Genomic DNA, 25,364 nt, shown 5'->3' with positions numbered 1-25,364 from the left:
GTGGGGGGTATGCGGGGGTGTCCGGGTCCTACGCGTCCTCCTGGGTCTCGTCCGGGACCTCGCGCAGGGCGTCCTCCGACAGGCCCTTGCGCCAGTAGCCGACGAACGTCACCCGCCGCCGGTCGAGGCCCCGTTCGCGTACGAAGTGCCGGCGCAGCGCCTTCACCGCGCCGGACTCGCCCGCGATCCAGACGTACGGGTCGGCGCCGGGCAGCGCGGCGGCCGCGATCGCCTCGACGGCGGACGGCGCGCCCTCCTCCCGCACCAGCCAGGTGATCGTCGCGTCGGCCTCGGTCGCGAGCTCCATGCGGTCCCCGGAGTAGGGGACTTCGAGGTAGACGTGGGCACGGGTCTCGGCCGGCAGCCACTCCAGGATCGCGGAGGCGGCCGGCAGGGCCGTCTCGTCGCCCCAGATCAGCACGGAGTCGGCGTCGTCGGGCAGCCGGAAGCGCACGCCGGTGTTGTCCGCCACGGCCGGCCCGAGCACGACCACCCGGTCGCCGGCTTCGGCGCGCTGGGCCCAGCGGCAGGCGGGCCCACCATCCTCGTGGAGAGCGAAGTCGATGTCGACCTCGGTGCGGCCGTCCGGCGCCGTGCGCTGCGCGCGGACGGTGTACGAGCGCATCACGGCCCGCTCGTCGTGCGGCATGGCCCGGTAGGCGCCCAGGACCGCGTACATGTCCGGGTCGTCGAGCGGCGGAAGCAGCGGCGCGTCCTGCCCCGGGTGCGGCAGGAAGAGGGAGAGCGACTGGTCGCGGCCCCCGGCGGCGAAGTCCTTCAGCTCGTCGCCGACGAGGTCGTCCCCGGTGAAGGTGACGCGGACCAGCGACGGGCCGAGCCGCCTCGTCCGGTCGACCTGGAGGGAGAAGAACTGGAACGGGGCGGTCTCGGCGTTCGTCATGCGGGTCAGGCCACCTTCTTGGCGTTCTCGAGGGCCTTGGCCAGGTCCTCCAGGAGCGGGGCGCACTTGGCGTACGAGTAGACGGGCTCGGTGACGCGCGGGAAGACCTGGCCGGCCTTGACGGCGGGCAGCGCGGCCCAGGTCGGCTTGGCCTTCAGGGCGTCGGGCTGCAGGGCCGAGGTGCGGTTGTCGAGCAGGATGACGTCGGCCTTGTACTTGTCGACGTTCTCCCAGCTGAGCAGCTCGAACCAGCCGGTCGGGTCCAGCTTGTCCGGGACGATCAGGTCGACGCCCAGCTCCTGGAAGAAGAGGGTGTCGGTCGGGCGGGTCGGGGCGGAGACGTAGAAGGTGTCCGGGGCGCCGGAGCCGATGAGGACCTTGATGCCCTTCTTCGCCTTCGCGGCCTTCCGGACCCGCTCCGCGGCCGCCTCGAAGCGGGCCTTGTCCGCCTTGACCTGCGCGCTGTTCACGTCGGCGCCGAGCGAGGCGGCGAGGTCCACGTGGCGCTGGAGCACGGCGGGCATCGACTTCCCGGCGGCCCACAGGGCGACGCTCGGCGCGATCTTGAGGATCTTGTCCTTCTGCTCCTCCGGCACGTACCAGAGGGCGTCCTTCTCCCACATGTCCGTGATGAGGACCTCGGGCTGGAGCTTCAGGTACTCCTCGATCCTGAACTCGCCCCACACGTTGCCGATGACGGTGACCTTCCTGACGTCCAGGTCGCCGGCCTGCACGTCCGCCTTCACCTCGCCGGTCTTCGGGTCCTTGACCGTGGTCGGGCCGAAGACGCCCTTGACCTCGACGCCGAAGTCCTTGAGGGCGGCGGCGGTTCCGGTGAAGGCGACGATGTTCTTCGGGACGGACGCCAGCTTCACCGTCGTGCCCCGGTCGTCCTTGAACTCCCAGGCGCCGGACTTCCCGCCCGCGGGAGCGGCGGAGCCGCCCTTCTCGTCGCTGCCGCCGCAGGCGACGAGCGCGGCGCCGAGCCCGAGGGCGCCGCCCGCGGCGAGCAGTCCGCGGCGGGTGAGGGTGGTGGCTCGGGCGGTGCTGGGCATGGCGAAGTCGCTTTCGGTACGTGCCGGGGTCGGCGGCCGGACGGGTCGGACGGATCGAGGCAGGCCGAGGTAGGTAAGCCTCACCTTATCGAGTGCAGGTTAGCCTAACCTCACTTCGATCAACAGGGGTGGGTTGGGAACGGCGAAAGCCCGCCCCCCAGGTCGGGGGAGCGGGCTGACGGGGGCTCACGCGGGCTCACGGGAGAGGCGGCGCGAGCACTCCCCTCGGGTCGTAGCGGTGCTGAAGCGCCCGGAGCCGGGCCAGGTTGCCGCCGTAGGCCGCCCGCGTCTCGGCCTCGTACTCGGGGAGGTCCGGCCGCAGGTCGACGCTGTAGACCCCGACGGTGTGCGCGGCCAGGGCCTGGACGGTGTCGCGGGCCCACGCCCTGCAGGCGCCCGCGTCGGCGTCGGCGTCCCAGATCGCGTTCACCGGGACGCTCCATTGCGCGGTCCTGCCCCAGAACGCGGTGGCGGTGTCGTCGACGTCGGCCAGGGCCCCGCCGGTGTGCTGGAAGTCGATCTGGCACGCGCGCGTGGGTGCCGCGCGCATCCGCTCCGCCAGGGTGTCGGCGGCCACGGCGTCGAGAGTGGCGGCGGTGAAGACCGCTTTGCCGAAGACCGAACCGCGCCGGTCCTCCCCGGGCCGGGGCAGCCGCACCGGTTCGGGCTCGGCGCCGCCGGCGCCGGGAAGGGCGAACTCGGGCAGCCCGGCCGGGTATCGGCCCGAGGTCTCCGACCGGTAGAACGGCGACGAGCCCGCGCCCGCGACGACCGCCGAGGCCGCCGACCTGGCCCGCGCGACGGCGGCGTCGTCGTCCCCGCTCGCGCACGCGGTGTAGAGGAACAGGACCGGTTCGTCCGGCGAGAGGGCGGTGTGGCCGAGCACCGCGCTCATGGTGGTGTGCCGCGGCAGCTCGGGAGCCACCCGGAAATAGGCGGCGAGTCCGTCCAGGCCCACGACCGCCCGGTCCACCCAGACCGGACCGGTCTCGCGCGTGCGGAACGTCGCGGAGGTGACCACCCCGACCAGGGGCGCGGCGCCCCGGACCGCCCACCACAGGTCGGCCTCCTCGCCCGTGCTCCGCTCCGAGATGCGGACGCGATCCCCGCCCGGGAGCACGAGTTCGGCCGCGACGAGATGATCGACGGTGAGCCCCAGGGACCTCGTCAGACAGCCGATGCCCCCGCGTGTCGCCATCCCCAGGCCGGCATGGCCGATGACGCCGATCGGGACCGTACGACCTGCCGGCGCGACGGCCCCGAGCATGGTGGCCACGGTCGCTCCGCCGCCGACGGTCACCCGGGCTCCGTCCGCGCGGGCCTCGTTCAGGTGCTCCGAGAGGTCGAGCATGACGGCCCCGTCGGCGACGCAGTTCGAGCTGAGACCGCCGCCGCGCACGGTCACCCCGGCTCCCGTCTCCGCCGCGACCCGCAACACGGCCGCGACCTCCTCGGCCGAGCGGGGCGCCACGACGCAGGCGGGCCGCCGGCGGGCGGCGTCCGGGAAGAAGATCCTCGCCAGGCTGCTCTCGTACCCGTCGGTTCCCGGCGCGCACACCCCTGATCCCAGCGTGGTGCGCAATCGCCCGACGATGTCGGCGGTGTCGTCACTGGTCACGTTGGCTCTCCGATTCCCCGGTGGCGGGTTTCGGGCTCGGGCGCGGAGCCTTCGGTTGTCCCGGACGAATGAACGAACGACTCCGGGAGGCTAGACGAGCCGGAAGCGGCACACAAGGCGACACGGCCACGGCCCGCCGAGTCGTACTCGGCGGGCCGTATCGACATGCTCCCGACTCAGGCCGACAGGCCCAACTCCCGTGCGATCAGCATCCGCTGGACCTCGCTCGTGCCCTCGCCGATCTCCAGGATCTTCGAGTCGCGCCACATGCGGGCCACCGGGTACTCGTTCATGAAGCCGTAGCCGCCGTGGATCTGGGTGGCCTCGCGGGCGTTGTCGACGGCCACCGTCGACGAGTACAGCTTCGCCAGCGCCGCCTCCTTCTTGAACGACTCGCCGAGGACGAGGCGGGAGGCCGCGTCGCGCCAGCCGATCCGGGCCATGTGCGCCCGCATCTCCATGTCGGCGATCTTGAACTGGATGGCCTGGTTGTCGGCGATCGGGCGACCGAAGGCGTGACGTTCCTTCGCGTACTTCACCGACTCGTCCACACAGCCCTGCGCGAGACCCGTGGCGAGCGCGGCGATCGCGACCCGGCCCTCGTCCAGGATCCGCAGGAACTGCGCGTAGCCGCGGCCCTCCTCGCCCAGCAGGTTCTCGACCGGCACGCGCACGTCGTCGAAGGCGAGCTCGCGGGTGTCGGAGGCGTTCCAGCCGACCTTCGAGTAGGGCGCGGCGACCGTGAAGCCGGGCGTGCCCGAGGGGACGATGATCGAGGAGATCAGCGGGCGGCCGTCGGGCTTGCGGCCGGTCACCGCCGTGACCGTGACCAGACCGGTGATGTCCGTACCGGAGTTGGTGATGAAGCACTTCGAGCCGTTGATGACCCACTGGTCGCCGTCGCGCACGGCCGTGGTCCGGGTGCCGCCCGCGTCCGAGCCGGCGCCCGGCTCGGTCAGGCCGAAGGCGCCGAGCATCTCGCCGGAGCACAGCTTCGGCAGCCACTCCCGCTTCTGCTCCTCCGTACCGAAGCGGTAGACCGGCATCGCGCCCAGCGAGACGCCCGCCTCCAGGGTGATGGCGACCGAGGAGTCGACCCGGGCCAGCTCCTCCAGGGCGATGCCCAGCGCCAGGTAGTCGCCGCCCATGCCGCCGTACTCCTCGGGGAACGGCAGCCCGAACAGGCCCATGCGGCCCATCTCGCGGACGATCTCGTACGGGAACTCGTGCCGCTCGTAGTAGTCGCCGATCTTCGGGGCGACGACGTCGTGGGCGAACTCCTCCACCGTACGGCGGAGTTCCTCGTGCTCTTCGGAGAGTCGGTGGTCGAGGGACATGCTCAGGACTCCTTGTGGGAGAGCGCTCGGACGGTACGGGACGGGCTCGGCCGGCCCAGGTGTTCGGCCATCCACCCGCTCGTGGCGGTGAGGGCGGCCAGGTCGACCCCGGTCTCGATGCCGAGACCGCGGAGCATCCACACCAGGTCCTCGGTGGCGAGGTTGCCGGTGGCGGACTTGGCGTACGGGCAGCCGCCGAGGCCGCCCGCGGAGGCGTCGAAGACGGTGACGCCGTGCTGCAGGGCGGCGTAGCTGTTGGCCAGCGCCTGCCCGTAGGTGTCGTGGAAGTGGACGGCGATACGGGAGGTGGGCACCCCCGCCTCGTTCAGCGCCGTCAGCAGCGCCCCGACGTGGCCCGGGGTGGCGACGCCGATGGTGTCGCCGAGGCTCAGCTCGTCGCAGCCCATCTCGGCGAGGGCCTTGGTGACGCGGACGACCTGCTCGATCGGGACGGCGCCCTCCCAGGGGTCGCCGAAGCACATCGACAGATAGCCGCGGACCCTGAGCCCGGCCTCTATGGCCCGGGTGACGGTCGGCGCGAACATGGCGAGCGCCTCGTCGACGGTCCGGTTGAGGTTGGCCTTCGCGAAGGACTCCGTCGCCGACGCGAAGACGGCGACCTCGCGGGCCCCGAGCGCGAGCGCCCGGTCCAGGCCGCGCTCGTTCGGCACGAGCACCGGGAGCCGTACCGGCAGGTCCTTGACCTGCGGGAACAGCTCCTCGGCGTCGGCGAGCTGCGGCACCCACTTGGGGTGCACGAAGCTCGTCGCCTCCACGGTGTCGAGCCCGGCGGCGGCGAGGCGGCGGATGAACTCCGCCTTCACCTCGGTCGGCACGGCCGTCTTCTCGTTCTGCAGCCCGTCGCGCGGCCCCACCTCGTGGATCCGCACCCGCGCGGGCAGCGCCGGACCGGCGACGGTCATCGGCAGGCCCAGACCTTCGGCGGTCATGCCGTCTCCTCCTCGTGCGGGGTCACCACGGCCAGGATCTGGTCCATGGCCACGGTCGTGCCCGGCGTGACGTCCAGTTCGGTGACGGTCCCGGCGTGCGGCGCGGAGATGACGTGCTCCATCTTCATCGCCTCCACCACCAGCAGGCTCTGCCCGGCCACGACGTCGTCCCCGACGGCCACCTTCACGACGGTGACCGTGCCGGGCATCGGCGCGGCGAGCGTGTCGGCCCCGCCGTGCCGGGCGCCGGAGAGCGCGGCGGCGACCGGGTCGTGGTCCATGACGTGCCAGGAGTCGCCGTCGCGGCCGAGCCACAGCCCGTCCGGGGAGGGGACGGCGGTGAAGCGGTGCGTGACGTCGTCGAGGTGGAAGGCGACCTCGCCGGCCGCGGTCGGGGCGCCGTCCGGGCGTGCCAGCAGCGCGGCGCGGCCGGCCGTTCCGCCTTCGAGCAGCAGCTCGGCCGCGCGGGCCTCGCCGCGCACGCGGACGGTCACCGGCTCGTGGCCGGGGACGCGGAAGTCCACCGCCGTCCACGCGGGGGCGCCGCCGAGGCGCCAGCCCGTACGGGCGTCGAAGGGGTCCGACCAGGCGGCGCCCGGCGCGGCCGTGGGCGGCGGGAAGTGCCGCAGCAGCGCCGCCGCCGCGTACACCTCGTCCGGCACCGACCCGTCGACCAGGCTCTCCGCGTCCCGCTCCACCAGGCCCGTGTCGAGGTCGCCCGCGACCACGTCCGGGTGGGCGAGCAGTCGGCGCAGGAAGCCCGCGTTGGTCGGGACGCCCAGGGTGACCGTGCCGGCCAGGGCCGCGCGCAGCTTGCGCAGGGCCGTCGGGCGGTCGGCGGCGTGCACGATGACCTTCGACAGCATCGGGTCGTAGAGGGACGAGACCTCCGTGCCCGCCGCGAGTCCGGAGTCGGTACGGACGCCCGCACCGGCCGGCTCGTTCAGCGCGAGCACCGTGCCGCCCGACGGCAGGAAGCCCCGCGCCGGGTCCTCCGCGCAGATGCGCGCCTCGATCGCCCAGCCGTCCAGCCGGACCTCGTCCTGGGAGAAGGACAGCGGCTCGCCCGAGGCCACCCGGAGCTGCCACTCGACCAGGTCCAGGCCGGTGACGAGCTCCGTCACCGGGTGCTCGACCTGGAGGCGGGTGTTCATCTCCATGAAGTAGTACGAGGACGGGTCGCCGCCCGGCACGATGAACTCGACCGTGCCCGCGCCCACATAGCCGCAGGACCGCGCCGCCTCGACCGCCGCCGCGCCCATCGACGCGCGGATCTCCGGGGTGAGGAGGACGCTCGGCGCCTCCTCGATGATCTTCTGGTGGCGGCGCTGGAGCGAGCACTCGCGCTCGCCCAGGTGCACCACGTTGCCGTGGGCGTCCGCGAGGACCTGGATCTCGATGTGCCGCGGACGGTCGATCCACCGCTCCACGAGCAGGGTGTCGTCGCCGAACGAGGACCGCGCCTCGCGCCGCGCCGCCGCGATCTCGTCCTCCAGGACCGCCAGGTCACGGACGAGCCGCATGCCCTTGCCGCCGCCGCCCGCGCTCGGCTTGAGCAGCACGGGCGCGCCCAGCTCGCGGGCCGCGTCGACGATGTCGGGGTCGGCGGCGCCCGGCACCACGGGCACGCCCGCGGCCTTCACCGTCTCCTTGGCCCGGATCTTGTCGCCCATGAGCGAGATCGCCTCGGCGGACGGCCCGATGAAGACCAGGCCGGCCTCCGCGCACGCCCGCGCGAACCCCGCGTTCTCGGCGAGGAAGCCGTAGCCCGGGTGCACGGCCTGCGCGCCGGTGCGGCGGGCCGCGTCGAGGAGGGCGGGGACCTTCAGGTACGACTCCGCGGCGGGCGCCGGCCCGATCCGCACCGCCGTGTCCGCCTCCCGCACGTGCCGGGCGTCGGCGTCCGCGTCGCTGTAGACCGCGACCGAACGCACGCCGAGCTCCCGCAGCGTGCGGATGACCCGGACGGCGATCTCGCCCCGGTTGGCGACGAGCACCGTGTCGAACATGTGCTGCCTGTGCTGCATGGTGATGGGGTCCCTCACATCCGGAAGACGCCGAACTGGGGGTCACCCAGGGGCGCGTTGGCACACGCGGTCAGGGCGAGACCCAGCACCTGCCGGGTCTCCAGCGGGTCGATGACCCCGTCGTCCCACAGCCGGGCCGTCGCGTAGTAGGCGCTGCCCTGCGTCTCGTACTGCTGGCGGATCGGCGTCCTGAACGCCTCTTCCTCCTCGGCGCTCCACGCGTCGCCGAGCTGGTCGCGCTTGACGGTCGCGAGGACGGACGCGGCCTGCTCGCCGCCCATGACGGAGATCTTGGCGTTGGGCCACATCCACAGGAAGCGCGGCGAGTACGCCCGGCCGCACATCGAGTAGTTGCCGGCGCCGTACGAACCGCCGATCACCACCGTCAGCTTCGGCACGCGCGTGGTGGCCACGGCCGTCACCATCTTGGCGCCGTGCTTGGCGATGCCGCCGTGCTCGTACGCCTTGCCGACCATGAAGCCGGAGATGTTCTGCAGGAAGACCAGCGGGATGCCGCGCTGGTCGCACAGCTCGATGAAGTGCGCGCCCTTCTGGGCGGACTCGGCGAACAGGATGCCGTTGTTGGCGACGATGCCGACCGGGTGGCCGTGGATCCGGGCGAAGCCGGTGACCAGCGTCTGCCCGTACTCGGCCTTGAACTCCTGGAAGCGCGAGCCGTCGACGACGCGGGCGATGACCTCGCGCACGTCGTACGGGGTGCGGGAGTCGACCGGGACCGCGCCGTACAGCCCGTACGGGTCGGCCTTCGGCTCCTCGGCCGGCTCGACCGACCAGGGCAGCGGGCCGCGCTCGGGGAGCGTGGCGACGATGTTCCGGACGATCCGCAGCGCGTGGGCGTCGTCCTCGGCGAGGTGGTCGGTGACGCCCGAGGTGCGGGAGTGCACCTCGCCGCCGCCGAGCTCCTCCGCCGTGACGACCTCGCCGGTCGCGGCCTTCACCAGCGGCGGGCCGCCGAGGAAGATCGTGCCCTGGTTGCGGACGATCACGGCCTCGTCGCTCATCGCGGGGACGTACGCGCCGCCGGCCGTGCAGGAGCCCATCACCGCGGCGATCTGCGGGATGCCGGCGCCGGACATCCGGGCCTGGTTGAAGAAGATCCGGCCGAAGTGCTCGCGGTCCGGGAAGACCTCGTCCTGCATCGGCAGGAAGGCGCCGCCGGAGTCGACCAGGTAGAGGCAGGGGAGCCGGTTCTCCAGGGCCACCTCCTGGGCGCGGAGGTGCTTCTTGACGGTCATCGGGTAGTACGTGCCGCCCTTGACGGTGGCGTCGTTGGCGACGATCACGCACTCGCGGCCGGAGACCCGGCCGATGCCCGCGATCACGCCGGCCGCCGGGGCCTGGTCGCCGTACATGCCGTGCGCCGCGAGCGGGGCCAGCTCCAGGAAGGGCGAACCCGGGTCCAGGAGGGTGTCCACGCGGTCGCGCGGCAGCAGCTTGCCGCGCGCGGTGTGCCGGGCGCGGGCCTTCTCGCCGCCGCCGAGCGCGGCCGCGGCGAGCTTGGCGCGCAGGGTCGCGGCCAGCTCGTGGTGGGCCGCCTCGTTGGCCTGCCAGGCCGCCGAGGCGGGATCAGCCGCGCTCGTCAGCACAGGTGCCTGCTGCATCCGTCGAGCTCCCTTGCTCGGTCGGTCCGCTCGGTTAATGAGCGTTAACGTATGTCAGTCAGGTTAACGACCGCTAACGGGGTTGTCTAGAATTGGGCCCATGACCACGAGCCCCACGCGGACGGACGCGCCGACGCGCCGGCAGCAGATCCTCAAGGAAGCCGCGCGTCTCTTCGCCGAGCGCGGCTTCCACGGCGTGGGCGTCGACGAGATAGGAGCCGCGGTCGGCATCAGCGGCCCCGGGCTCTACCGGCACTTCCCCGGCAAGGACGCGATGCTCGCCGAACTGCTGGTCGGCATCAGCGAGCGGCTCCTCGACGGCGGCCGGATGCGCGTGGCCGAATCCGACGGCGACCCGCGCGCCGTCCTCGGCTCCCTCATCGACGGCCACATCGACTTCGCCCTCGACGACCGCCCCCTCATCACCCTCCACGACCGCGAACTCGACCGGCTCAAGGACGAGGACCGCAAGCGGGTGCGCCAGCTCCAGCGCCAGTACGTCGAGCTGTGGGTCACGGTCGTGCGCGAGCTGTACCCGACGGCGGCCGAGTCCGAGGCCCGGGCGGCGGTCCACGCCGTCTTCGGCCTGCTGAACTCGACCCCGCACCTGGGCGCGCCGCTGGGCCGCGAGGCGATGGAGTCGCTGCTGCGGAGCCTGGCGCACGGGGCGTTCGGGGCGCTGGGGGCCGGCGGCCCCGCCCGGTGACCCGTGCGGGCATGGCGAAATGCCCGTACGGGCGGGGGCCGGCGCCCGGCACAATAAGCCGCATGCCGATACTCAGCCGCGCCGCCCTCGTCGAGCACCTCGTCCGGACCCGGATCGCCGGGGACGTGGCCACGCCACGGGACAACAACCTCAGCCACTACCGGAAGCTCGCCAACGGCGACCGGCACTACTGGCTCGGGCTCGAGCTCGGGGACCGGTGGACGGACGAGCAGGACGTGCTCGCGGTGATGGCGGAGCGGTGCGGGGTGGTGGACGACCCGGCGCACCGGGCCGGGCAGGACACGATCGACCCGGAGCTGACCGTCGCCGCGCTCGACCGGATGGCCGCCCGGCTCGCCAAGGCCGCGTCCGCGCGCGAGCGGGTCCTCTTCGCGACCGGCCACCCCGGCTCGCTGATCGACGCGCACAGCCGGGTCGCCGCGGCCCTGCGGGCCCGGGGCTGCGAGATCGTGCGGATCCCCGGCGGGCTGACCGCCGACGAGGGTTACGTGGTGCAGTTCGCCGACGTCGCCGTCTTCGAGCGGGGCGCCAGCCTCTGGCACACCCACTCCCCGGAGCCGATGAACGCGATCCTGGACGCGCTGGAGGCGCTCGGCGAGCCCGCGCCGGACCTGGTCGTCGCCGACCACGGCTGGGCGGGGCGCGCGGCCCAGCGGGGCATCGACACGCTGGGCTACGCGGACTGCAACGACCCGGCGCTGTTCCTCGGCGAGGCGGAGGGCACCATGCAGGTCACCATCCCGCTGGACGACCACGTCGTGGACCCGCGCTACTACGAGCCGCTGACGGCGTACCTGCTGGACGCGGCGGGGCTGCTCGGCTGACGGGGCTGCGCCGGCCGGGCCCGGGGGGCCGGGCCGCCGACCGGGCGCGGTCCGCGGTCTTCGCGGGTGGGTGTCGGACCCGGCCCCGTCCCGCCGTCGCCGTCAATCCCGGTCCGGCGGGGTCGGGTCCAGGTAGACCCGCCGGATCGAGGGGAAGCGCTCCCGCAGGCGTCGTTCCGCCTCCTCACAGGCCAGCTCGATCTCCGCGGCCGACGAGATGTCCCTGAAGTCGACCTTCGCCGCCACGAGCACCTCTCCCGGGCCCTGGATCAGCGTCACCAGGTCCAGCACGTCCTCCACGTGCTCGACCGAGAGCAGCTCCGCCCGCACCTCCTCGCGCAGCCCGCGCGGCAGCGGGCGGCCGACGAGCAGTTCCGCGTTGGAGCGGCCGAGCACCCAGGCCACGTACACGAGCAGCAGGCCGATCAGGACCGAGGCGACGCCGTCCCAGACGGCGGAGCCGGTGAGCTGGGCGCCGAGCAGGCCGCCGGCGGCGAGCAGCAGGCCGACGAGGGCGGCGGAGTCCTCCAGCACGACGGCCTTGACGGTCGTGTCGGGCATCCGGCGCAGATAGTGGGCGAAGGGCGCGTTCGCGCGGGCCGCCTCTCCCCGGACCTGACGGAGCCCGGTGCGCAGCGAGAAGCCCTCCAGGGCGAAGGCGACGGCGAGCACGACGTACGAGGCGAGCGGGTCGCCCAGGTCCTCGCCGTGCGTGAGCGTGTGGATGCCGTCGTAGACCGAGAAGACCGCGCCGCCGACGAAGGTGGCGACGGCGGCCAGCATCGCCCAGACGTAGCGCTCGCTCGCGTACCCGAGCGGATGGTCCTCGTCGGGCGGCTTCTCGCTGCGCTTGAGCGCGGTGAGCAGCAGGACCTCGGTGACGGTGTCGGCGACCGAGTGCGCCGCCTCGGAGAGCATCGCGCTGGACCCGCTGACCAGGCCGGCGAGGGCCTTGGCGACGGCGATCCCGAGGTTCGCCGTCGCCGCCACGACGACCGTGAAGGTGCTCTCGCCCTGCTCCGGCCGTTGCGCTTCCGGATGTTCCGCTGCCACGTGTCGGACGGTATGTCCGGTCGTCAGCGCGGAACGCGAACGACACCCTCCTGGATGACGGAGATCGCGAGCCGCCCGTCCTGCGTGTAGATCCGGGCCTGCCCGAGCCCGCGCCCGCCGGACGCGGTCGGCGACTCCTGGTCGTACAGGAGCCACTCGTCCGCCCGGAACGGCCGGTGGAACCACATCGCGTGGTCCAGCGAGGCCCCGACGACGTCGCCGACGGCCCAGCCGCCCCGCCCGTGCGCGAGCAGGACGGAGTCCAGGAGGGTCATGTCGGAGACGTACGTGGCGAGGACGACGTGCAGCAGCGGGTCGTCGGCGAGCTTGCCGTTCGTACGGAACCACACCTGCGAGCGCGGCTCGCGCGGCTGCCCGACCGTCCCCCACGGGGGCACCTCGGCATAGCGCATGTCCACGGCCGCGCGGGCCTCGATCAGCCGGTCGGCGACCTCGCGGGGGAGGTGCCGGGGCAGCATCTCGGCGGGCGTCGCCAGCGACTCCGGGTCGGGCGCGGGCGGCATGTCCGCCTGGTGGTCGAGCCCTTCCTCGTACGTCTGGAAGGACGCCGCGAGGTGGAAGATCGGCCGGCCGTGCTGGACCGCGACCACCCGCCGGGTGGTGAAGGAGCGGCCGTCCCGGATCCGGTCGACGTTGTAGACGATCGGCGCGCCCGGGTCGCCGGGGCGCAGGAAGTACGCGTGGAGCGAGTGGGCGAGCCGGTCGCCGGGGACGGTCCGTCCCGCCGCCACCAGCGCCTGGGCGGCCACCTGGCCACCGAAGACGCGGGGGACGATCGACTGCCGGGACTCGCCGCGGAAGATGTCCTGCTCGATCCGCTCCAGGTCGAGCAGAGCGAGCAGGTCATCCAGTGCCGTGTGCGCCTCGGGCACTTACAGGCCCATCGACTTGGCGATGATCGACTTCATGATCTCGCTGGTGCCGCCGTAGATGCGGTTGACGCGGTTGTCGGCGTACAGGCGGGCGATCGGGTACTCGTTCATGTAGCCGTAGCCGCCGTGCAGCTGGAGGCAGCGGTCGATGACGCGGTGCGCGACCTCGGTGCAGAACAGCTTGGCGGAGGCGGCCTCGGCCGGCGTCAGCTCGCCCGCGTCCAGGGCCTCCAGGGCGCGGTCGGCGACGGCCTCGGCGGCGTCCACCTCGGCCTGGCACGCGGCCAGCTCGAACTTGGTGTTCTGGAAGTGCGCGACCGGCTTGCCGAAGACCGTGCGGTCCGTGACGTACTGCTGCGCGAACCGGACGGCGGCCTTGGCCTGCGCGTACGCGCCGAAGGCGATGCCCCAGCGCTCGGAGGCCAGGTTGTGGCCGAGGTAGTAGAAGCCCTTGCCCTCCTCGCCGAGCAGGTCCTCGACCGGCACCTTGACGTCGACGAAGGCGAGCTCGGCGGTGTCGGAGGTGCGCAGGCCCAGCTTGTCCAGCTTGCGGCCGATGGAGTAGCCCTCGGACTTGGTGTCCACGGCGAAGAGGGAGATGCCGAAGCGGCGGTCCTCGGCCGACGGGGCGGAGGTGCGGGCGCAGACGATCACGCGGTCGGCGTGCACGCCGCCGGTGATGAAGGTCTTGGCGCCGTTGAGGACGTAGTGGGTGCCGTCCTCGGAGAGCTTGGCGGTGGTCTTCATGCCCGCGACGTCGGAGCCGGTGCCCGGCTCGGTCATCGCGAGGGCCCACATCTCCTCACCGGTGACGAACTTCGGGAGGTAACGCTTCTTCTGCTCGTCGGTGGCGAGCATCTTGATGTACGGGAGGGCGAGCAGCACGTGCACGCCGGAGCCGCCGAAGGCCACGCCCGCGCGGGAGGTCTCCTCGTACAGGACGGCCTCGAACTTGTGCGTGTCCAGGCCCGCGCCGCCGAACTCCTCCGGCACGTTGATGCCGAAGATGCCCAGCTCGCCGAGCTTGTAGTAGAAGTCGCGGGGCGCCTGGCCGGCCTGGAACCACTCGTCGTAGACGGGGACGACCTCGGCCTCGATGAAGGCGCGGAGGGTCTCCCGGAACGCCTCGTGGTCCTCGGTGAAAACGGTACGGCGCACGAGCCGCCTCCTTCGGTTCCAGTCTTCCAGTACTTGTCTAAGCGCTTGCTCAGCCTTGTTGAAGACGAAGTTACCGACCGGTCAACCCCTCTGTCCAGAGTCGGCCACCGAGTGCAATGCGAACCACAGCTCCATCCGCACGTGCGGATCGTCCAGATCCCGGTCCAGAAGGGCCGCCACCCGGGCGATCCGCTGCCGGACGGTGTTCCGGTGGATCTCCAGCGCCACCGCCGTCCGGTCCCAGCTGCCGTGCAGGGAGAGCCAGGTGCGGAGGGTTTCGGCCAGGGGCGGCGTCAGCGGCGCGAGCAGTTCGCTCGCGTACGCGGCCGCCTCGTCCCGGTCGACCAGGCCGGCGAACCCGGCGGCCCGGTGCCGTACGACCGTCGCCCGCGTCGCCTCGGCCCGGCGCAGCGCCCGGGCCGCCTGCGCGTCGGCGGCGGCGAGCGCGGCGGGCCCGGCCGGAGCGCTCACCCCGAGGGTCCAGCCGGGCTGGGCGGTGACGGGGGAGGAGGCGGGCAGGAGAAGGCGGACGGTTCCCCCGCCCGGGGCGGCGCCGGGGTTCGCGCCGGGTCCCCCGCCCGGGTCCGCCAGCGGGGTGCCCAGCGCTGCCGCCAGGCTCGCGGCCGCGAACGGTGTGCCGTCCCCGCCCCGCGCGTGCACCACCGTCCACGGCCCCGGGTCCAGGGCGGTCGCCGCGTCCTGTGGGGTCGCGCCGAGGAGCAGCCGCACCAGGGCCGTGTCGCGGGCCGTCACGTCGGCGGCCCGGTGCGGCGCGGTGAGCAGGGAGAGCAGGACGACGGCGACGCCCGCGATCGTGTGGGCGCCCGGCTCGCGCCGCTCCGTCGCCACGCCCAGCGTCAGCCCGTCCCCGCCGCCCAGCGCGTACGCGGCCAGCCGGAGGCCCTCGCCGTCGCCGCTCGCGGACGCCGGGCCGCCGGGCCGGGGTCCGACCACACCCGCGAGGTCGGCGAGGGCGCGGGCCGCCGCCGCCGGGATCTCGCGGCCGGCCGCCGCCGACTCCGTGCCGTCGGCACCGAAGAGCACGGCCCGCCCGCCGAGGCGGGAGGCGAGCGCGCCGAGCACGGCGGGGACCGGGGCCGGGCGGGCGGCGGCGGTCGCCAGGGACTGCTGGGCCTCGGTGACGCGGCGCAGTTCGTGCAGCCGGGCCTCCGCCATCAGCCGCCACAGCGCGCGGGCGACGGCGGTGAAGGGGGTCTCGGGCGGCACCTCGACGAGCGGCAGGCCGAGCCGTTCGCACGCCTCGACGAGCGCCGGCGGCACCGTGTCCCACACCGGCGTCACACCGAAGCCGAGCGCCGCCGCGCCCGCCTCCACCACCCGCTCCACGAACCGCGCCGGGTCCGTCAGCTGCACGCCCGCCGTCATCAGCAGCTCGCCGCCGAGCAGATACGGGTACGGGTCGGCCATCTCGGAGGTGTGCACCCAGTGCAGCGACGCGTCCGACCCGTCCGCCGGGCCCACGAGCAGCCGCAGCCCCAGCTCCCGGCGGGCGAGCAGCGCGGCGAGCGGGACGGGCGGCGCGGGCGAGGTGGGCGTGGTGACGGTCTCCACAACGCTCATCGGATGGCCCTTTCGTACATCACTCGCCTGGATCAGTGGAGGAAACGTACACTTCAATGTCGAATTCGGGCCACTTACGGTCGAGCCGGACCCGAACGTCACCGACGCACCCCCCTCAGGAGGATCCCGACCATGAGCAGCAGCGACCAGAACACCCCGCGCGGCCCGATCGACTCGTCCCGCATCCCGCGGTACGCCGGTCCCGCGACGTTCGCCCGTCTGCCGCGGCTCGACGAGGTCGGCACCGCCGACGTCGCCGTGGTCGGCATCCCCTTCGACAGCGGCGTCTCCTACCGCCCCGGCGCCCGCTTCGGCGGCAACGCCATCCGCGAGGCGTCCCGCCTGCTCCGCCCGTACAACCCGGCGCAGGACGCCTCCCCGTTCGCCCTCGCCCAGGTCGCGGACGCCGGTGACATCGCCGTCAACCCGTTCAACATCAACGAGGCCGTCGACACCATCGAGGCCGCCGCCGACGACATGCTCGCCACCGGCGCCCGCATGATGACCCTCGGCGGCGACCACACCGTCGCGCTGCCGCTGCTCCGCTCCGTCGCCAAGAAGCACGGCCCGGTCGCGCTGCTCCACTTCGACGCGCACCTCGACACCTGGGACACCTACTTCGGCGCCGAGTACACCCACGGCACCCCGTTCCGCCGGGCCGTCGAGGAGGGCATCCTCGACACCTCCGCCCTCTCCCACGTCGGCACCCGCGGCCCGCTCTACGGCAAGCAGGACCTGACCGACGACGAGAAGATGGGCTTCGGCATCGTCACCTCCGCGGACATCTACCGCCGCGGCGCCGACGAGGTCGCCGACCAGCTGCGCCAGCGCATCGGCGACCGCCCGCTCTACATCTCCATCGACATCGACTGCCTCGACCCGGCCCACGCCCCCGGCACCGGCACCCCCGAGGCCGGCGGCATGACCTCCCGCGAGCTCCTGGAGATCCTCCGCGGCCTCGCCTCCTGCAACCTCGTCGGCGCCGACGTCGTCGAGGTCGCCCCGGCCTACGACCACGCGGAGATCACGGCGGTGGCCGCCTCCCACACGGCGTACGAGCTGACGACGATCATGTCCCGCCAGATCGCGGCGGCGCGCGAGGCGAAGTAACCGCGCGCGGGCGGGGTCGGGCCGTCGCCCGGCCCGGCCCCGCCGCTGTCGGGCTGTGGGCATACCGTTCTGCGGGGGCGGAACGGGTGGGCACAGCCCGGCCACCGGGCCGCACCCGACCGACACGCCACGCCCCGAGGGACCCCATGACCCACGACCACGACCTCGTGCTCCGGCCCACCGCGGCTCAGACGGAAGCGGCCCTCAACCCGCCCCCCGGGCGCACCGGCGGTGACCTCGTCGTCGAGACCCTCTCCGGCCTCGGCGCCACCACCGTCTTCGGACTGCCCGGCCAGCACGCCCTCGGCATGTTCGACGCCCTGCGCCGCTCCTCCCTCCGGTACGTCGGCCTCCGCGTCGAGAACAACGCGGGCTTCGCCGCCGACGCGTACGGCCGGATCACCGGCGAGGCGGCCCCGCTGCTGCTCTCCACCGGGCCCGGCGCGCTGATGTCGCTCGCCGCGCTCCAGGAGGCGGCGGCCGCGTCCGCGCCGGTGCTCGCCATCGGCAGCCAGGTCCCGGTGGCGGGGCTCGGCGGCGGACGGCACGGGTATCTGCACGAGCTGCGCGACCAGCAGGCGTCGTTCCGTGACGTCGTGAAGTCCGTGCACCCGGTCCGTACGCAGTCCCAGATCCCGTCCGCGATCGCCGCCGCCTGGAAGTCGGCGCTCACCGCCCCGCACGGTCCGGTGTGGGTGGAGATCCCCGAGGACGTGCTGCGCGCGGAGACGGCGATCCCGGTCGTGACGTACCTGGACGCCACCCCGGAGGAGGTCGTGCCGCGCCCCGAACTGACGGCGGTCGCCGCCGACCTGCTCGCGAGGGCGGAGCGCCCGGTGATCATCGCGGGCGGCGGGGTCGTCCGATCCGACGCGTCCGGGAAGCTGCTCGCGCTCGCCGAGCGGATCGGCGCGCCGGTCGTCACCACCTTCGGCGGCAAGGGCGCCTTCCCGTGGACGCACCCGCTGTCGCTGCAGTCCTGGCTGGAGGACCGGCACACCACCGACTTCCTGGAGGACGCGGACGTCCTGCTCGTCGTCGGCTCCGGCCTCGGCGAGCTGTCCTCGAACTACCACACCTTCGCCCCGCGCGGCCGGGTGATCCAGATCGAGGCCGACGCCGGCAAGCTGGAGTCCAACCACCCGGCGCTCGGCATCCACGCGGACGCGCGGCTCGCGCTCCAGGCGCTCCTGGAGACCGTGGACGTACGGGAGGACCCGGACGCCCCGGCGCGGGTCGCGGCGGTCCTGGCGAAGGTACGGGACCGGCTCGCCGCGCAGGACCTCGACCTGGAGCAGCGGGTCGTCGCGGCGGTCCGCGAGGCCCTGCCGGACGCCGCGCCGAGCTTCTGGGACATGACGATCCTGGCCTACTGGGCCTGGTCCGCCTTCGACGCGCGCCGCCCGAACACCATGCACTCCGCCCAGGGCGCCGGCGGCCTCGGCTACGCCTTCCCCGCCGCCCTCGGCGCGGCCGTGGCCGACCCGACGCGGCCGGTGCTCGCGGTGTCGGGCGACGGCGGCGCGATGTACTCGATCGCGGAGCTGGCGACGGCGAAGCAGTACGGCCTCGACGTGACGTGGCTGATCGTGGACGACGGCGGCTACGGGATCCTGCGCGAGTACATGACGGACGCGTTCGGCGAGGCCACGGCGACGGAGCTGACCCGCCCGGACTTCGTCGCGCTCGCCGGGTCCTTCGGCGTCCCGGCGACCCTCACGACACCGGAGACCCTGGCGAAGGACCTCACGGAGGCCCTCGCGACCCCGGGCCCGTCGGTCGTGGTGCTCCCGGCACTGCTGCGGATGTTCGAGCCGACGCACCTGTGAGAGGCCGCCAGTCCCCGGCGGGCATATTCTGGGGAGATATGCGGACAGTTGCGCTGTCCCTATGCGTCCAGGCCGTCACACCGTGACGTCATGACCTCGTGACCACGTGACCTGGTGACGGCAACGGCGTGAACTCCCGATCGTGAACTTCGATGAGGTGAGACCTCATGCGACGCCGTTCCATAGTCCTGTTGCCCGCCTCCGTGGCGCTCGGCATCGTGGGCTTCCTCGCCCCGACCGCCGGCGCGGTGAGCGCGCACTTCGTCGGCACCCCGACCGCGACCGCCTCCGGCAGCACTCTGACGGTCAAGGGCAAGGAAGCCGGCCTCGGCAACCAGCAGACCGTGAACATATCCGTGACCGCCGACGCCCAGTGCGTCAACCCCGGCAACAACGAACCCCAGGCCGGCAACAAGCAGGCCGCCGGCGGCGGGGGCCAGTTCCCCGTCCAGAACGGCAAGGCCAACTTCACCGTGACGGTGACCGCGACCTTCCAGCCCAAGTGCAGCCCCCCGATGAGCCTCGTCTGGACCAACGTGGTCATCACCGACACCGGCAACAACATCTCCGTGACCCTGCCCGGCCCGTTCTGACCGCCGTCCCCGACCCCTGTACCCGACACGACCGGTTCGTGGTCCTAGGACTCCGGACCGGTCTTCGCCGTCGGATTGTTGCGGCGGGATGAAATCGCACGTCGGGTGCGTTGGGGCTTCCGGTAGAGCAGGACGGACGGGAGGCGCCGCGTGGCCGTGGTGGGGCAGCAGCAGACGGGGGAGCGCCCGCGGGTTCAGGCGCGGGAGCGGGGCTGGGCGCGCAGGTTGTGGGGGTATGCCTGGCGGTACAAGGCGGACGTGGTCCTGGCGCTCGGGTCCTCGCTCGCCGGCATGGCCGTGATGGCGCTCGTGCCGCTCATCACCAAGGTCATCATCGACGACGTCATCGGCGCGAAGACCGGGTCCCTCGCCCTGTGGACCGGGCTCCTCGTCGCGTCCGCCGTCGTCGTCTACGCACTCACCTACATCCGCCGCTTCTACGGCGGCCGTCTCGCCCTGGACGTCCAGCACGACCTGCGCACCGAGATGTTCGGGACGATCACCCGGCTCGACGGGCGGCGGCAGGACGAGCTGTCGACCGGGCAGGTCGTCGGCCGCGCGACCAGCGACCTCCAGCTGATCCAGGGCCTGCTCTTCATGCTCCCGATGACGATCGGGAACGTCCTCCTCTTCCTCATATCGCTCGGCGTGATGGCCGCGCTGTCCCTCCCGCTCACCCTCGTCGCCCTCGCCGTCGCCCCCGCCCTGTGGTGGATCGCCCGCCGCAGCCGCACCCGTCTGCACCCCGCCACCTGGTACGCGCAGCAGCAGGCCGCCGCCGTCGCGGGCGTCGTCGACGGAGCCGTGACCGGCGTCCGCGTGGTGAAGGGCTTCGGCCAGGAGGAGCAGGAGACCGGCAAGATCCGGGAGGCCGGGCGGAAGCTGTTCGCGGGCCGGCTGCGGACGATCCGGCTGAACGCGCGGTACACCCCCGCGCTCCAGGCCGTGCCCGCCCTCGGCCAGGTCGCCGTGCTCGCGCTCGGCGGCTGGCTGGCGTACCGCGGGCAGATCACCCTCGGCACCTTCGTCGCCTTCTCCGCCTACCTGGCCTCCCTGGTCGGCCCGGTCCGCATGCTCGCCGTGGTCCTCACCGTCGGCCAGCAGGCCCGGGCCGGCGTCGAGCGGGTCCTGGAGCTGATCGACACCGAGCCGACGATGTCGGACGGCACGAAGGAGCTCCCGGCGGACGCGCCCGCGACGGTCGAGTTCGACGACGTGTCGTTCGCGTACGAAGACGGGCGCCCGGTCCTGGAGGGCTTCTCGCTGGAGATCCGGCCCGGCGAGACCGTCGCCGTCGTCGGCTCCTCCGGCTCCGGCAAGTCCACCGTCTCCCTGCTCCTGCCCCGCTTCTACGACGTGACGCACGGCGCCGTCCTGGTCGGCGGCCACGACGTCCGCGAGCTCACCCTCGACTCGCTGCGCGCCGCCGTCGGCCTGGTCCCCGAGGACAGCTTCCTGTTCTCCGACACCGTCCGGGCCAACATCGCCTACGGCGCGCCCGACGCGACGCAGGAGGAGATCGACGCGGCCGCCCGCGCCGCCCAGGCGGACCGGTTCATCGCCGAGCTGCCGGACGGCTACGACACCAAGGTCGGCGAGCACGGCCTCACCCTCTCCGGCGGCCAGCGCCAGCGCATCGCGCTCGCCCGCGCGATCCTCACCGACCCGCGCCTCCTCGTCCTCGACGACGCCACCTCCGCCGTCGACGCCCGGGTCGAGCACGAGATCCACGAGGCCCTCAAGTCGGTGATGGCGGGCCGCACCACCCTGCTGATCGCCCACCGCCGCTCCACCCTCGGCCTCGCCGACCGGATCGCCGTCCTCGACGGCGGCCGGCTCGCCGACATCGGCACCCACGAGGAGCTGGAGGAGCGCTCCGCGCTCTACCGCCGCCTCCTCACCGACCCCGACGAGCTGGGCGGCGTCTCGCCCGGCCACGCCCTCCCCGCCGAACTGCCCGAGGACCGCACGCTCCGCGCCGAGCTGGACGCCGAGTTCGACGTCGAGCGGGGCATCACGCCCGCCCTGTGGGTGCGGGACGAGAGCGCCGACCCGGGCGAGCTGAAGGGCGCCGGGGCCACCCCGGAGCTGCTCGCCGCCGTCGACGCCCTGCCCCCGGCGACCGACACCCCGGCCGTCGACGAGACCCGCGCGGTCGCGCCCGAGGAGTCGTACGGCCTGCGCCGGCTGCTCCACGGCTTCGGCCGGCCGCTGCTCGTCTCCCTCGCCCTGGTCGCGGTCGACGCGGGCGCCGGCCTGCTGCTGCCGATCCTGATCCGGCACGGCATCGACGAGGGCGTCAACCGGCTCGCGATCGGCGCGGTCTGGGCGGCCTCCGCCCTCGCGCTGCTCACCGTGTTCGTCCAGTGGGTCGCGCAGACCGCCGAGACCCGGATGACCGGCCGCACCGGCGAGCGGATCCTCTACGCGCTGCGCCTGAAGATCTTCGCCCAGCTCCAGCGCCTCGGCCTGGACTACTACGAGCGCGAGCTCACCGGCCGGATCATGACCCGGATGACCACGGACGTCGACGCACTGTCGACCTTCCTGCAGACCGGCCTGGTCACGGCCTTCGTCTCCGTCGTCACCTTCTTCGGCATCATGGTCGCGCTGCTCGTGCTCGACCTCCAGCTCGCCCTGGTCGTCTTCACGACCCTGCCGGTGCTCGCCGTCGCCACGTACTTCTTCCGCCGCGCCAGCGTGAAGGCGTACGAGCTGGCGCGCGAGCGGATCAGCGTGGTCAACGCCGACCTCCAGGAGTCGGTGTCGGGCCTGCGGATCGTGCAGGCGTTCCGGCGCGAGCGGGCCGGCGTCGAGCGGTTCACGGCCCGCAGCGTCGAGTACCGGGCGGCCCGCATCCGCGGCCAGTGGCTGATATCGATCTACTTCCCGTTCGTCACGCTGCTCTCCTCGGTGGCCGCCGCGGCCGTCCTGATCGTCGGCGCGCACCGCATCGAGGCGGGCACCCTGACCACCGGCGCGCTGGTCGCGTACCTGCTCTACATCGACCTGTTCTTCGCTCCCGTGCAGCAGCTCTCGCAGGTCTTCGACGGCTACCAGCAGGCCACCGTCTCCTTGAAGCGGATGCAGGAGCTCCTCCAGGAGCCCACCTCCACGGTGGCGGCGCCCGACCCGCGGGCCGTCCCCGAGCTGCGCGGCGAGATCGCCTTCGAGGACGTGTCGTTCGCGTACGGGACCGAGGACGAGGCCCTGACCGGCATCGACCTGCGGATACCCGCCGGGCAGACCGTCGCCTTCGTCGGCGAGACCGGCGCCGGCAAGTCGACCCTGGTCAAGCTCGTCGCCCGGTTCTACGACCCGACCGGCGGCCGGGTCACCGCCGACGGCACCGACCTGCGGGACCTCGACCTCACCGCGTACCGGCACCGCCTCGGCGTCGTGCCCCAGGAGGCGTACCTGTTCCCCGGCACGGTCCGCGACGCCATCGCGTACGGCCGGCCGGACGCGAGCGACGCCGAGGTGGAGGCCGCGGCCCGCGCGGTCGGCGCCCACGACATGATCGCCACGCTCGACGGCGGCTACCTCCACGAGGTCGCCGAGCGCGGCCGGAACCTCTCGGCGGGCCAGCGCCAGCTGATCGCCCTGGCCCGCGCCGAGCTGGTCGACCCCGACGTGCTGCTCCTCGACGAGGCCACGGCCGCGCTCGACCTGGCCACCGAGGCCCAGGTCAACGCGGCCACGGACCGCCTCGCCGGGCGCCGCACGACCCTGGTCGTCGCCCACCGGCTCACCACGGCCGCCCGCGCCGACCGGGTCATCGTGATGGACCACGGCCGGGTCGCCGAGGACGGCACCCACGACGAGCTGCTCGCCCAGGGCGGCCGGTACGCCGCACTGTGGCGCACCTTCATCGGCGAGGAGGAGACCCCGGTGCCGGTGGCCGAAGTGAGCTGACCGGAAGCCGACCGGAAGCCGATCGCAGGCCGATCGGAAGCGGATCGGCAACCGAACGCGCGCTCGCTGCGTCGTATGCCCGTACGGTCTGCGACAGGAGGAGGGGCGCGTGTTCGGTGGGGTTCCGAGGAGAGCGGCCCGACGGCTGCCCGCACGTCCGTATCTGCCGTACGTACTGGCCCTGGTCCTCGCCGCCGGCGCCCTCGTCCTCGCCGGGCCCGGCACCGGCTCCGCCGGCGCCGCCTCGGCCTGTGTCGGCCGGCCCACCCGCACCGTCGCCTTCGGCACCGGCGAACTGCGGCTCTACCGCACCCGGAGCTACGTGTGCGCGCTCGCCGTGGCCAAGCGGACAGGCCCGCCGCGCCCGATGTCGGTGTCGCTCCAGCCGCGCGGCGGCCGGGCCGCGGTCAACGCGGGCAGGTTCCGCCGGCAGGCCGGGCCGGTGACCGTGTACGCCCTCAACCGCTGCGTCCGCGCCGCCGCGACCGTCGACGGCCGCACCACCGCCACCGGCTGGATCCTGTGCTGATGCATAGGTAAGTGCCAACCGGGTCTGGCGGGCCGCGCGTTGACCCGGCTAGGTTCACGTGACCGTTGTGAACCAAGGGGAGGGTGAATGCGCAAGTCGCTGAGATGGGTGCTGTCGCTTTCGGTGCTCATAGGCACCGTCGGGTCGACCGGCGTGGCTACCGCCGCGGACACGGAGACCACGAGCAGCACGACCGCGGCCGAGTCGCAGAGCACGGACATCAAGGACCGCATCCTGGCGATCCCCGGGATGACCCTGATCGAGGAGAAGCCGTACGCGGGCTACCGCTACTTCGTCCTCAACTACGAGCAGCCGATCGACCACCACCGCCCGTGGGCGGGCACGTTCCAGCAGCGGATCTCGATCCTCCACAAGGACACGGACCGCCCGACCGTCTTCCGCACCAGCGGCTACGGGCTCAACACCACGCCGAGCCGCACCGAGCCGACCCGGATCATCGACGGCAACCAGGTCTCCATGGAGTACCGCTTCTTCACGCCGTCCCGCCCGGCGCCGGCCGACTGGTCGAAGCTGGACATCTGGCAGGCCGCCAGCGACCAGCACCGCATCTACACCGCGCTGAAGTCGATCTACGGCAAGAAGTGGCTGTCCACCGGCGCCTCCAAGGGCGGCATGACGGCCACCTACTACGAGCGCTTCTACCCGCGCGACATGGACGGCGTCGTCGCGTACGTGGCGCCGAACGACGTGGTGAACAACGAGGACTCGGCCTACGACCGCTTCTTCGAGACGGTCGGCACCAAGGAGTGCCGCGACCGCCTGGACAACATGCAGCGCGAGGCGCTGGTCCGGCGCGAGCCGCTGGAGAAGAAGTACGAGGCGTGGGCCAAGGAGAACGGCGCCACCTTCAACACGGTCGGCTCGCTCGACAAGGCCTACGAGGCCGTCGTCCTCGACTTCGTGTGGGGCTTCTGGCAGTACTACGGCCAGGACGTCTGCGACCAGATCCCGGACGCCGCCACCGCGAGCGACGACGCCGTCTACGAGACGATCGACGCCTACTCCGGCTGGTCCGCGTACACCGACCAGGGCCTGGAGTACTACACGCCGTACTACTACCAGGCGGCCACCGAGCTGGGCTCGCCCACCATCAGGCAGCCGCACCTGGACGGTCTGACCCGCTACGGCTACCAGCCCGCCCGCAGCTTCGTGCCCAGCGAGATCCCGATGAAGTTCAAGCCGTGGGTCATGAAGGACGTCGACAACTGGGTCCGCCACAACGCGAACCACATGCTCTTCGTCTACGGCGGCAACGACCCGTGGGGCTCGGAGAAGTTCCGCCTCGGCAAGGGCGCGCGGGACAGCTTCGTGTACGTGGCGCCGGGCGCCAACCACGGTGCCAACGTGGCCGGTCTCGTCGACGCCGAGAAGGCCAACGCGACCGCCCGCATCCTCGCCTGGGCCGGGGTCGACGCCCCCGCCGTCCAGGCCGCGCAGCCGCTGGCCCGCTTCGACGCCCGGATCGACAAGCCGGTCGACGAGGACGCGACCCGCGAGTTCGGCCTGCGCCCGTAGGGCCTGTCCGCCCGAGCCGGCCCCCGTCCCGCTCCTACCGCACCCGTGAGCCGGTCCGGGTCGTGTCGGAGCTGACGGACTGGGCCGGGCACTCGCCCGAACAGAT

19 protein-coding genes are annotated in these 25,364 nt (G+C 73.0%); 8 read left to right on the top strand and 11 right to left on the bottom strand.

Annotated elements, in window-relative coordinates:
- Nucleotides 1-28: 28 nt before the first annotated feature.
- The 7 genes from ACWEV0_RS11135 to ACWEV0_RS11105 all read right to left on the bottom strand — a co-directional run bounded on the left by ACWEV0_RS11135 (nucleotide 29) and on the right by ACWEV0_RS11105 (nucleotide 9,510).
- Complete coding sequence (locus ACWEV0_RS11135; protein ID WP_453148466.1) at nucleotides 29-901, bottom strand: siderophore-interacting protein; 873 nt, start codon at nucleotides 899-901, stop codon at nucleotides 29-31.
- Between the two features lie 5 nt (nucleotides 902-906).
- Nucleotides 907-1,956, bottom strand: coding sequence for an ABC transporter substrate-binding protein (locus ACWEV0_RS11130; protein ID WP_453148465.1), 1,050 nt, complete (start codon nucleotides 1,954-1,956; stop codon nucleotides 907-909).
- 196 nt (nucleotides 1,957-2,152) lie between these two features.
- Complete coding sequence (locus tag ACWEV0_RS11125) at nucleotides 2,153-3,574, bottom strand: FAD-binding oxidoreductase (RefSeq protein WP_453148463.1); 1,422 nt, start codon at nucleotides 3,572-3,574, stop codon at nucleotides 2,153-2,155.
- A gap of 176 nt (nucleotides 3,575-3,750) precedes the next feature.
- Nucleotides 3,751-4,911, bottom strand: coding sequence for an acyl-CoA dehydrogenase family protein (locus tag ACWEV0_RS11120; RefSeq protein ID WP_453148461.1), 1,161 nt, complete (start codon nucleotides 4,909-4,911; stop codon nucleotides 3,751-3,753).
- A 2-nt stretch (nucleotides 4,912-4,913) separates the two neighbouring features.
- Nucleotides 4,914-5,861, bottom strand: coding sequence for a hydroxymethylglutaryl-CoA lyase (locus ACWEV0_RS11115; protein WP_453148459.1), 948 nt, complete (start codon nucleotides 5,859-5,861; stop codon nucleotides 4,914-4,916).
- Nucleotides 5,858-7,870 carry an acetyl/propionyl/methylcrotonyl-CoA carboxylase subunit alpha gene (locus ACWEV0_RS11110; protein ID WP_453148556.1) on the bottom strand — a complete coding sequence of 671 codons (2,013 nt, stop codon included), beginning with the start codon at nucleotides 7,868-7,870 and terminating at the stop codon, nucleotides 5,858-5,860. Before ACWEV0_RS11110 ends, ACWEV0_RS11115 begins: the two co-directional genes overlap by 4 nt.
- Nucleotides 7,871-7,902: 32 nt before the next feature.
- Nucleotides 7,903-9,510, bottom strand: a complete 1,608-nt coding sequence (locus ACWEV0_RS11105; RefSeq protein WP_453148457.1) for a carboxyl transferase domain-containing protein — start codon at nucleotides 9,508-9,510, stop codon at nucleotides 7,903-7,905.
- Nucleotides 9,511-9,610: 100 nt separating this feature from the next.
- Between ACWEV0_RS11105 and ACWEV0_RS11100 the strand changes: the two genes are divergently transcribed.
- Nucleotides 9,611-10,216, top strand: coding sequence for an SACE_7040 family transcriptional regulator (locus ACWEV0_RS11100; protein ID WP_453148456.1), 606 nt, complete (start codon nucleotides 9,611-9,613; stop codon nucleotides 10,214-10,216).
- A 62-nt stretch (nucleotides 10,217-10,278) separates the two neighbouring features.
- Nucleotides 10,279-11,061, top strand: a complete 783-nt coding sequence (locus ACWEV0_RS11095) for a phosphatase (protein WP_453148454.1) — start codon at nucleotides 10,279-10,281, stop codon at nucleotides 11,059-11,061.
- A gap of 102 nt (nucleotides 11,062-11,163) precedes the next feature.
- On the opposite strand, the gene ACWEV0_RS11090 is transcribed toward ACWEV0_RS11095, so the two are convergent.
- The 4 genes from ACWEV0_RS11090 to ACWEV0_RS11075 all read right to left on the bottom strand — a co-directional run bounded on the left by ACWEV0_RS11090 (nucleotide 11,164) and on the right by ACWEV0_RS11075 (nucleotide 15,746).
- Nucleotides 11,164-12,114 (bottom strand): cation diffusion facilitator family transporter, encoded by a 951-nt coding sequence (locus tag ACWEV0_RS11090; protein ID WP_453148453.1) that lies wholly within the window; start codon nucleotides 12,112-12,114, stop codon nucleotides 11,164-11,166.
- Nucleotides 12,115-12,137: 23 nt separating this feature from the next.
- Nucleotides 12,138-13,007 carry an acyl-CoA thioesterase gene (locus tag ACWEV0_RS11085; RefSeq protein ID WP_453148451.1) on the bottom strand — a complete coding sequence of 290 codons (870 nt, stop codon included), beginning with the start codon at nucleotides 13,005-13,007 and terminating at the stop codon, nucleotides 12,138-12,140.
- On the bottom strand, nucleotides 13,008-14,165 hold the full coding sequence (locus ACWEV0_RS11080) for an acyl-CoA dehydrogenase family protein (RefSeq protein WP_453148449.1): 1,158 nt from the start codon (nucleotides 14,163-14,165) through the stop codon (nucleotides 13,008-13,010).
- Nucleotides 14,166-14,246: 81 nt separating this feature from the next.
- Nucleotides 14,247-15,746: a PucR family transcriptional regulator gene (locus ACWEV0_RS11075; RefSeq protein WP_453148447.1), complete on the bottom strand. Its 1,500-nt coding sequence runs from the start codon at nucleotides 15,744-15,746 to the stop codon at nucleotides 14,247-14,249.
- A gap of 132 nt (nucleotides 15,747-15,878) precedes the next feature.
- Between ACWEV0_RS11075 and speB the strand changes: the two genes are divergently transcribed.
- The 6 genes from speB (at nucleotide 15,879) to ACWEV0_RS11045 (ending at nucleotide 25,258) form a co-directional block, all read left to right on the top strand.
- Nucleotides 15,879-16,856 carry an agmatinase gene (gene speB / locus ACWEV0_RS11070; RefSeq protein ID WP_403792666.1) on the top strand — a complete coding sequence of 326 codons (978 nt, stop codon included), beginning with the start codon at nucleotides 15,879-15,881 and terminating at the stop codon, nucleotides 16,854-16,856.
- 146 nt (nucleotides 16,857-17,002) lie between these two features.
- Nucleotides 17,003-18,685 (top strand): thiamine pyrophosphate-binding protein, encoded by a 1,683-nt coding sequence (locus ACWEV0_RS11065; RefSeq protein ID WP_453148445.1) that lies wholly within the window; start codon nucleotides 17,003-17,005, stop codon nucleotides 18,683-18,685.
- Between the two features lie 167 nt (nucleotides 18,686-18,852).
- Entirely contained in the window at nucleotides 18,853-19,278 is a 426-nt protein-coding gene (locus ACWEV0_RS11060) for a hypothetical protein (protein ID WP_453148443.1), read from the top strand.
- A gap of 150 nt (nucleotides 19,279-19,428) precedes the next feature.
- Complete coding sequence (locus tag ACWEV0_RS11055; protein WP_453148442.1) at nucleotides 19,429-23,193, top strand: ABC transporter ATP-binding protein; 3,765 nt, start codon at nucleotides 19,429-19,431, stop codon at nucleotides 23,191-23,193.
- A 109-nt stretch (nucleotides 23,194-23,302) separates the two neighbouring features.
- The gene (locus ACWEV0_RS11050; RefSeq protein ID WP_453148440.1) at nucleotides 23,303-23,722 is read left to right on the top strand and encodes a hypothetical protein; all 420 of its coding nucleotides are present in this window, start codon (nucleotides 23,303-23,305) and stop codon (nucleotides 23,720-23,722) included.
- A gap of 87 nt (nucleotides 23,723-23,809) precedes the next feature.
- A complete protein-coding gene (locus ACWEV0_RS11045; RefSeq protein ID WP_453148439.1) occupies nucleotides 23,810-25,258 on the top strand; it encodes an aminopeptidase in 1,449 nt (482 codons plus the stop codon).
- Nucleotides 25,259-25,364: the final 106 nt, after the last annotated feature.

This window comes from Streptomyces sp. NPDC003943, from assembly GCF_053605265.1.
Note: the sequence above shows the minus strand (reverse complement) of the source record. Positions and strands in the feature narration are given on the sequence as shown.

Excerpts from the sequence above, each read along its gene's own strand:
- ACWEV0_RS11135 (WP_453148466.1), bottom strand. The coding sequence starts at position 901 with ATGACGAACGCCGAGACCGCCCCGTTCCAGTTCTTCTCCCTCCAGGTC.
- ACWEV0_RS11130 (WP_453148465.1), bottom strand. The coding sequence starts at position 1,956 with ATGCCCAGCACCGCCCGAGCCACCACCCTCACCCGCCGCGGACTGCTC.
- ACWEV0_RS11120 (WP_453148461.1), bottom strand. The coding sequence starts at position 4,911 with ATGTCCCTCGACCACCGACTCTCCGAAGAGCACGAGGAACTCCGCCGT.
- ACWEV0_RS11115 (WP_453148459.1), bottom strand. The coding sequence starts at position 5,861 with ATGACCGCCGAAGGTCTGGGCCTGCCGATGACCGTCGCCGGTCCGGCG.
- ACWEV0_RS11110 (WP_453148556.1), bottom strand. The coding sequence starts at position 7,870 with ATGTTCGACACGGTGCTCGTCGCCAACCGGGGCGAGATCGCCGTCCGG.
- ACWEV0_RS11105 (WP_453148457.1), bottom strand. The coding sequence starts at position 9,510 with ATGCAGCAGGCACCTGTGCTGACGAGCGCGGCTGATCCCGCCTCGGCG.
- ACWEV0_RS11100 (WP_453148456.1), top strand. The coding sequence starts at position 9,611 with ATGACCACGAGCCCCACGCGGACGGACGCGCCGACGCGCCGGCAGCAG.
- ACWEV0_RS11095 (WP_453148454.1), top strand. The coding sequence starts at position 10,279 with ATGCCGATACTCAGCCGCGCCGCCCTCGTCGAGCACCTCGTCCGGACC.
- ACWEV0_RS11075 (WP_453148447.1), bottom strand. The coding sequence starts at position 15,746 with ATGAGCGTTGTGGAGACCGTCACCACGCCCACCTCGCCCGCGCCGCCC.
- speB (WP_403792666.1), top strand. The coding sequence starts at position 15,879 with ATGAGCAGCAGCGACCAGAACACCCCGCGCGGCCCGATCGACTCGTCC.
- ACWEV0_RS11065 (WP_453148445.1), top strand. The coding sequence starts at position 17,003 with ATGACCCACGACCACGACCTCGTGCTCCGGCCCACCGCGGCTCAGACG.
- ACWEV0_RS11060 (WP_453148443.1), top strand. The coding sequence starts at position 18,853 with ATGCGACGCCGTTCCATAGTCCTGTTGCCCGCCTCCGTGGCGCTCGGC.
- ACWEV0_RS11045 (WP_453148439.1), top strand. The coding sequence starts at position 23,810 with ATGCGCAAGTCGCTGAGATGGGTGCTGTCGCTTTCGGTGCTCATAGGC.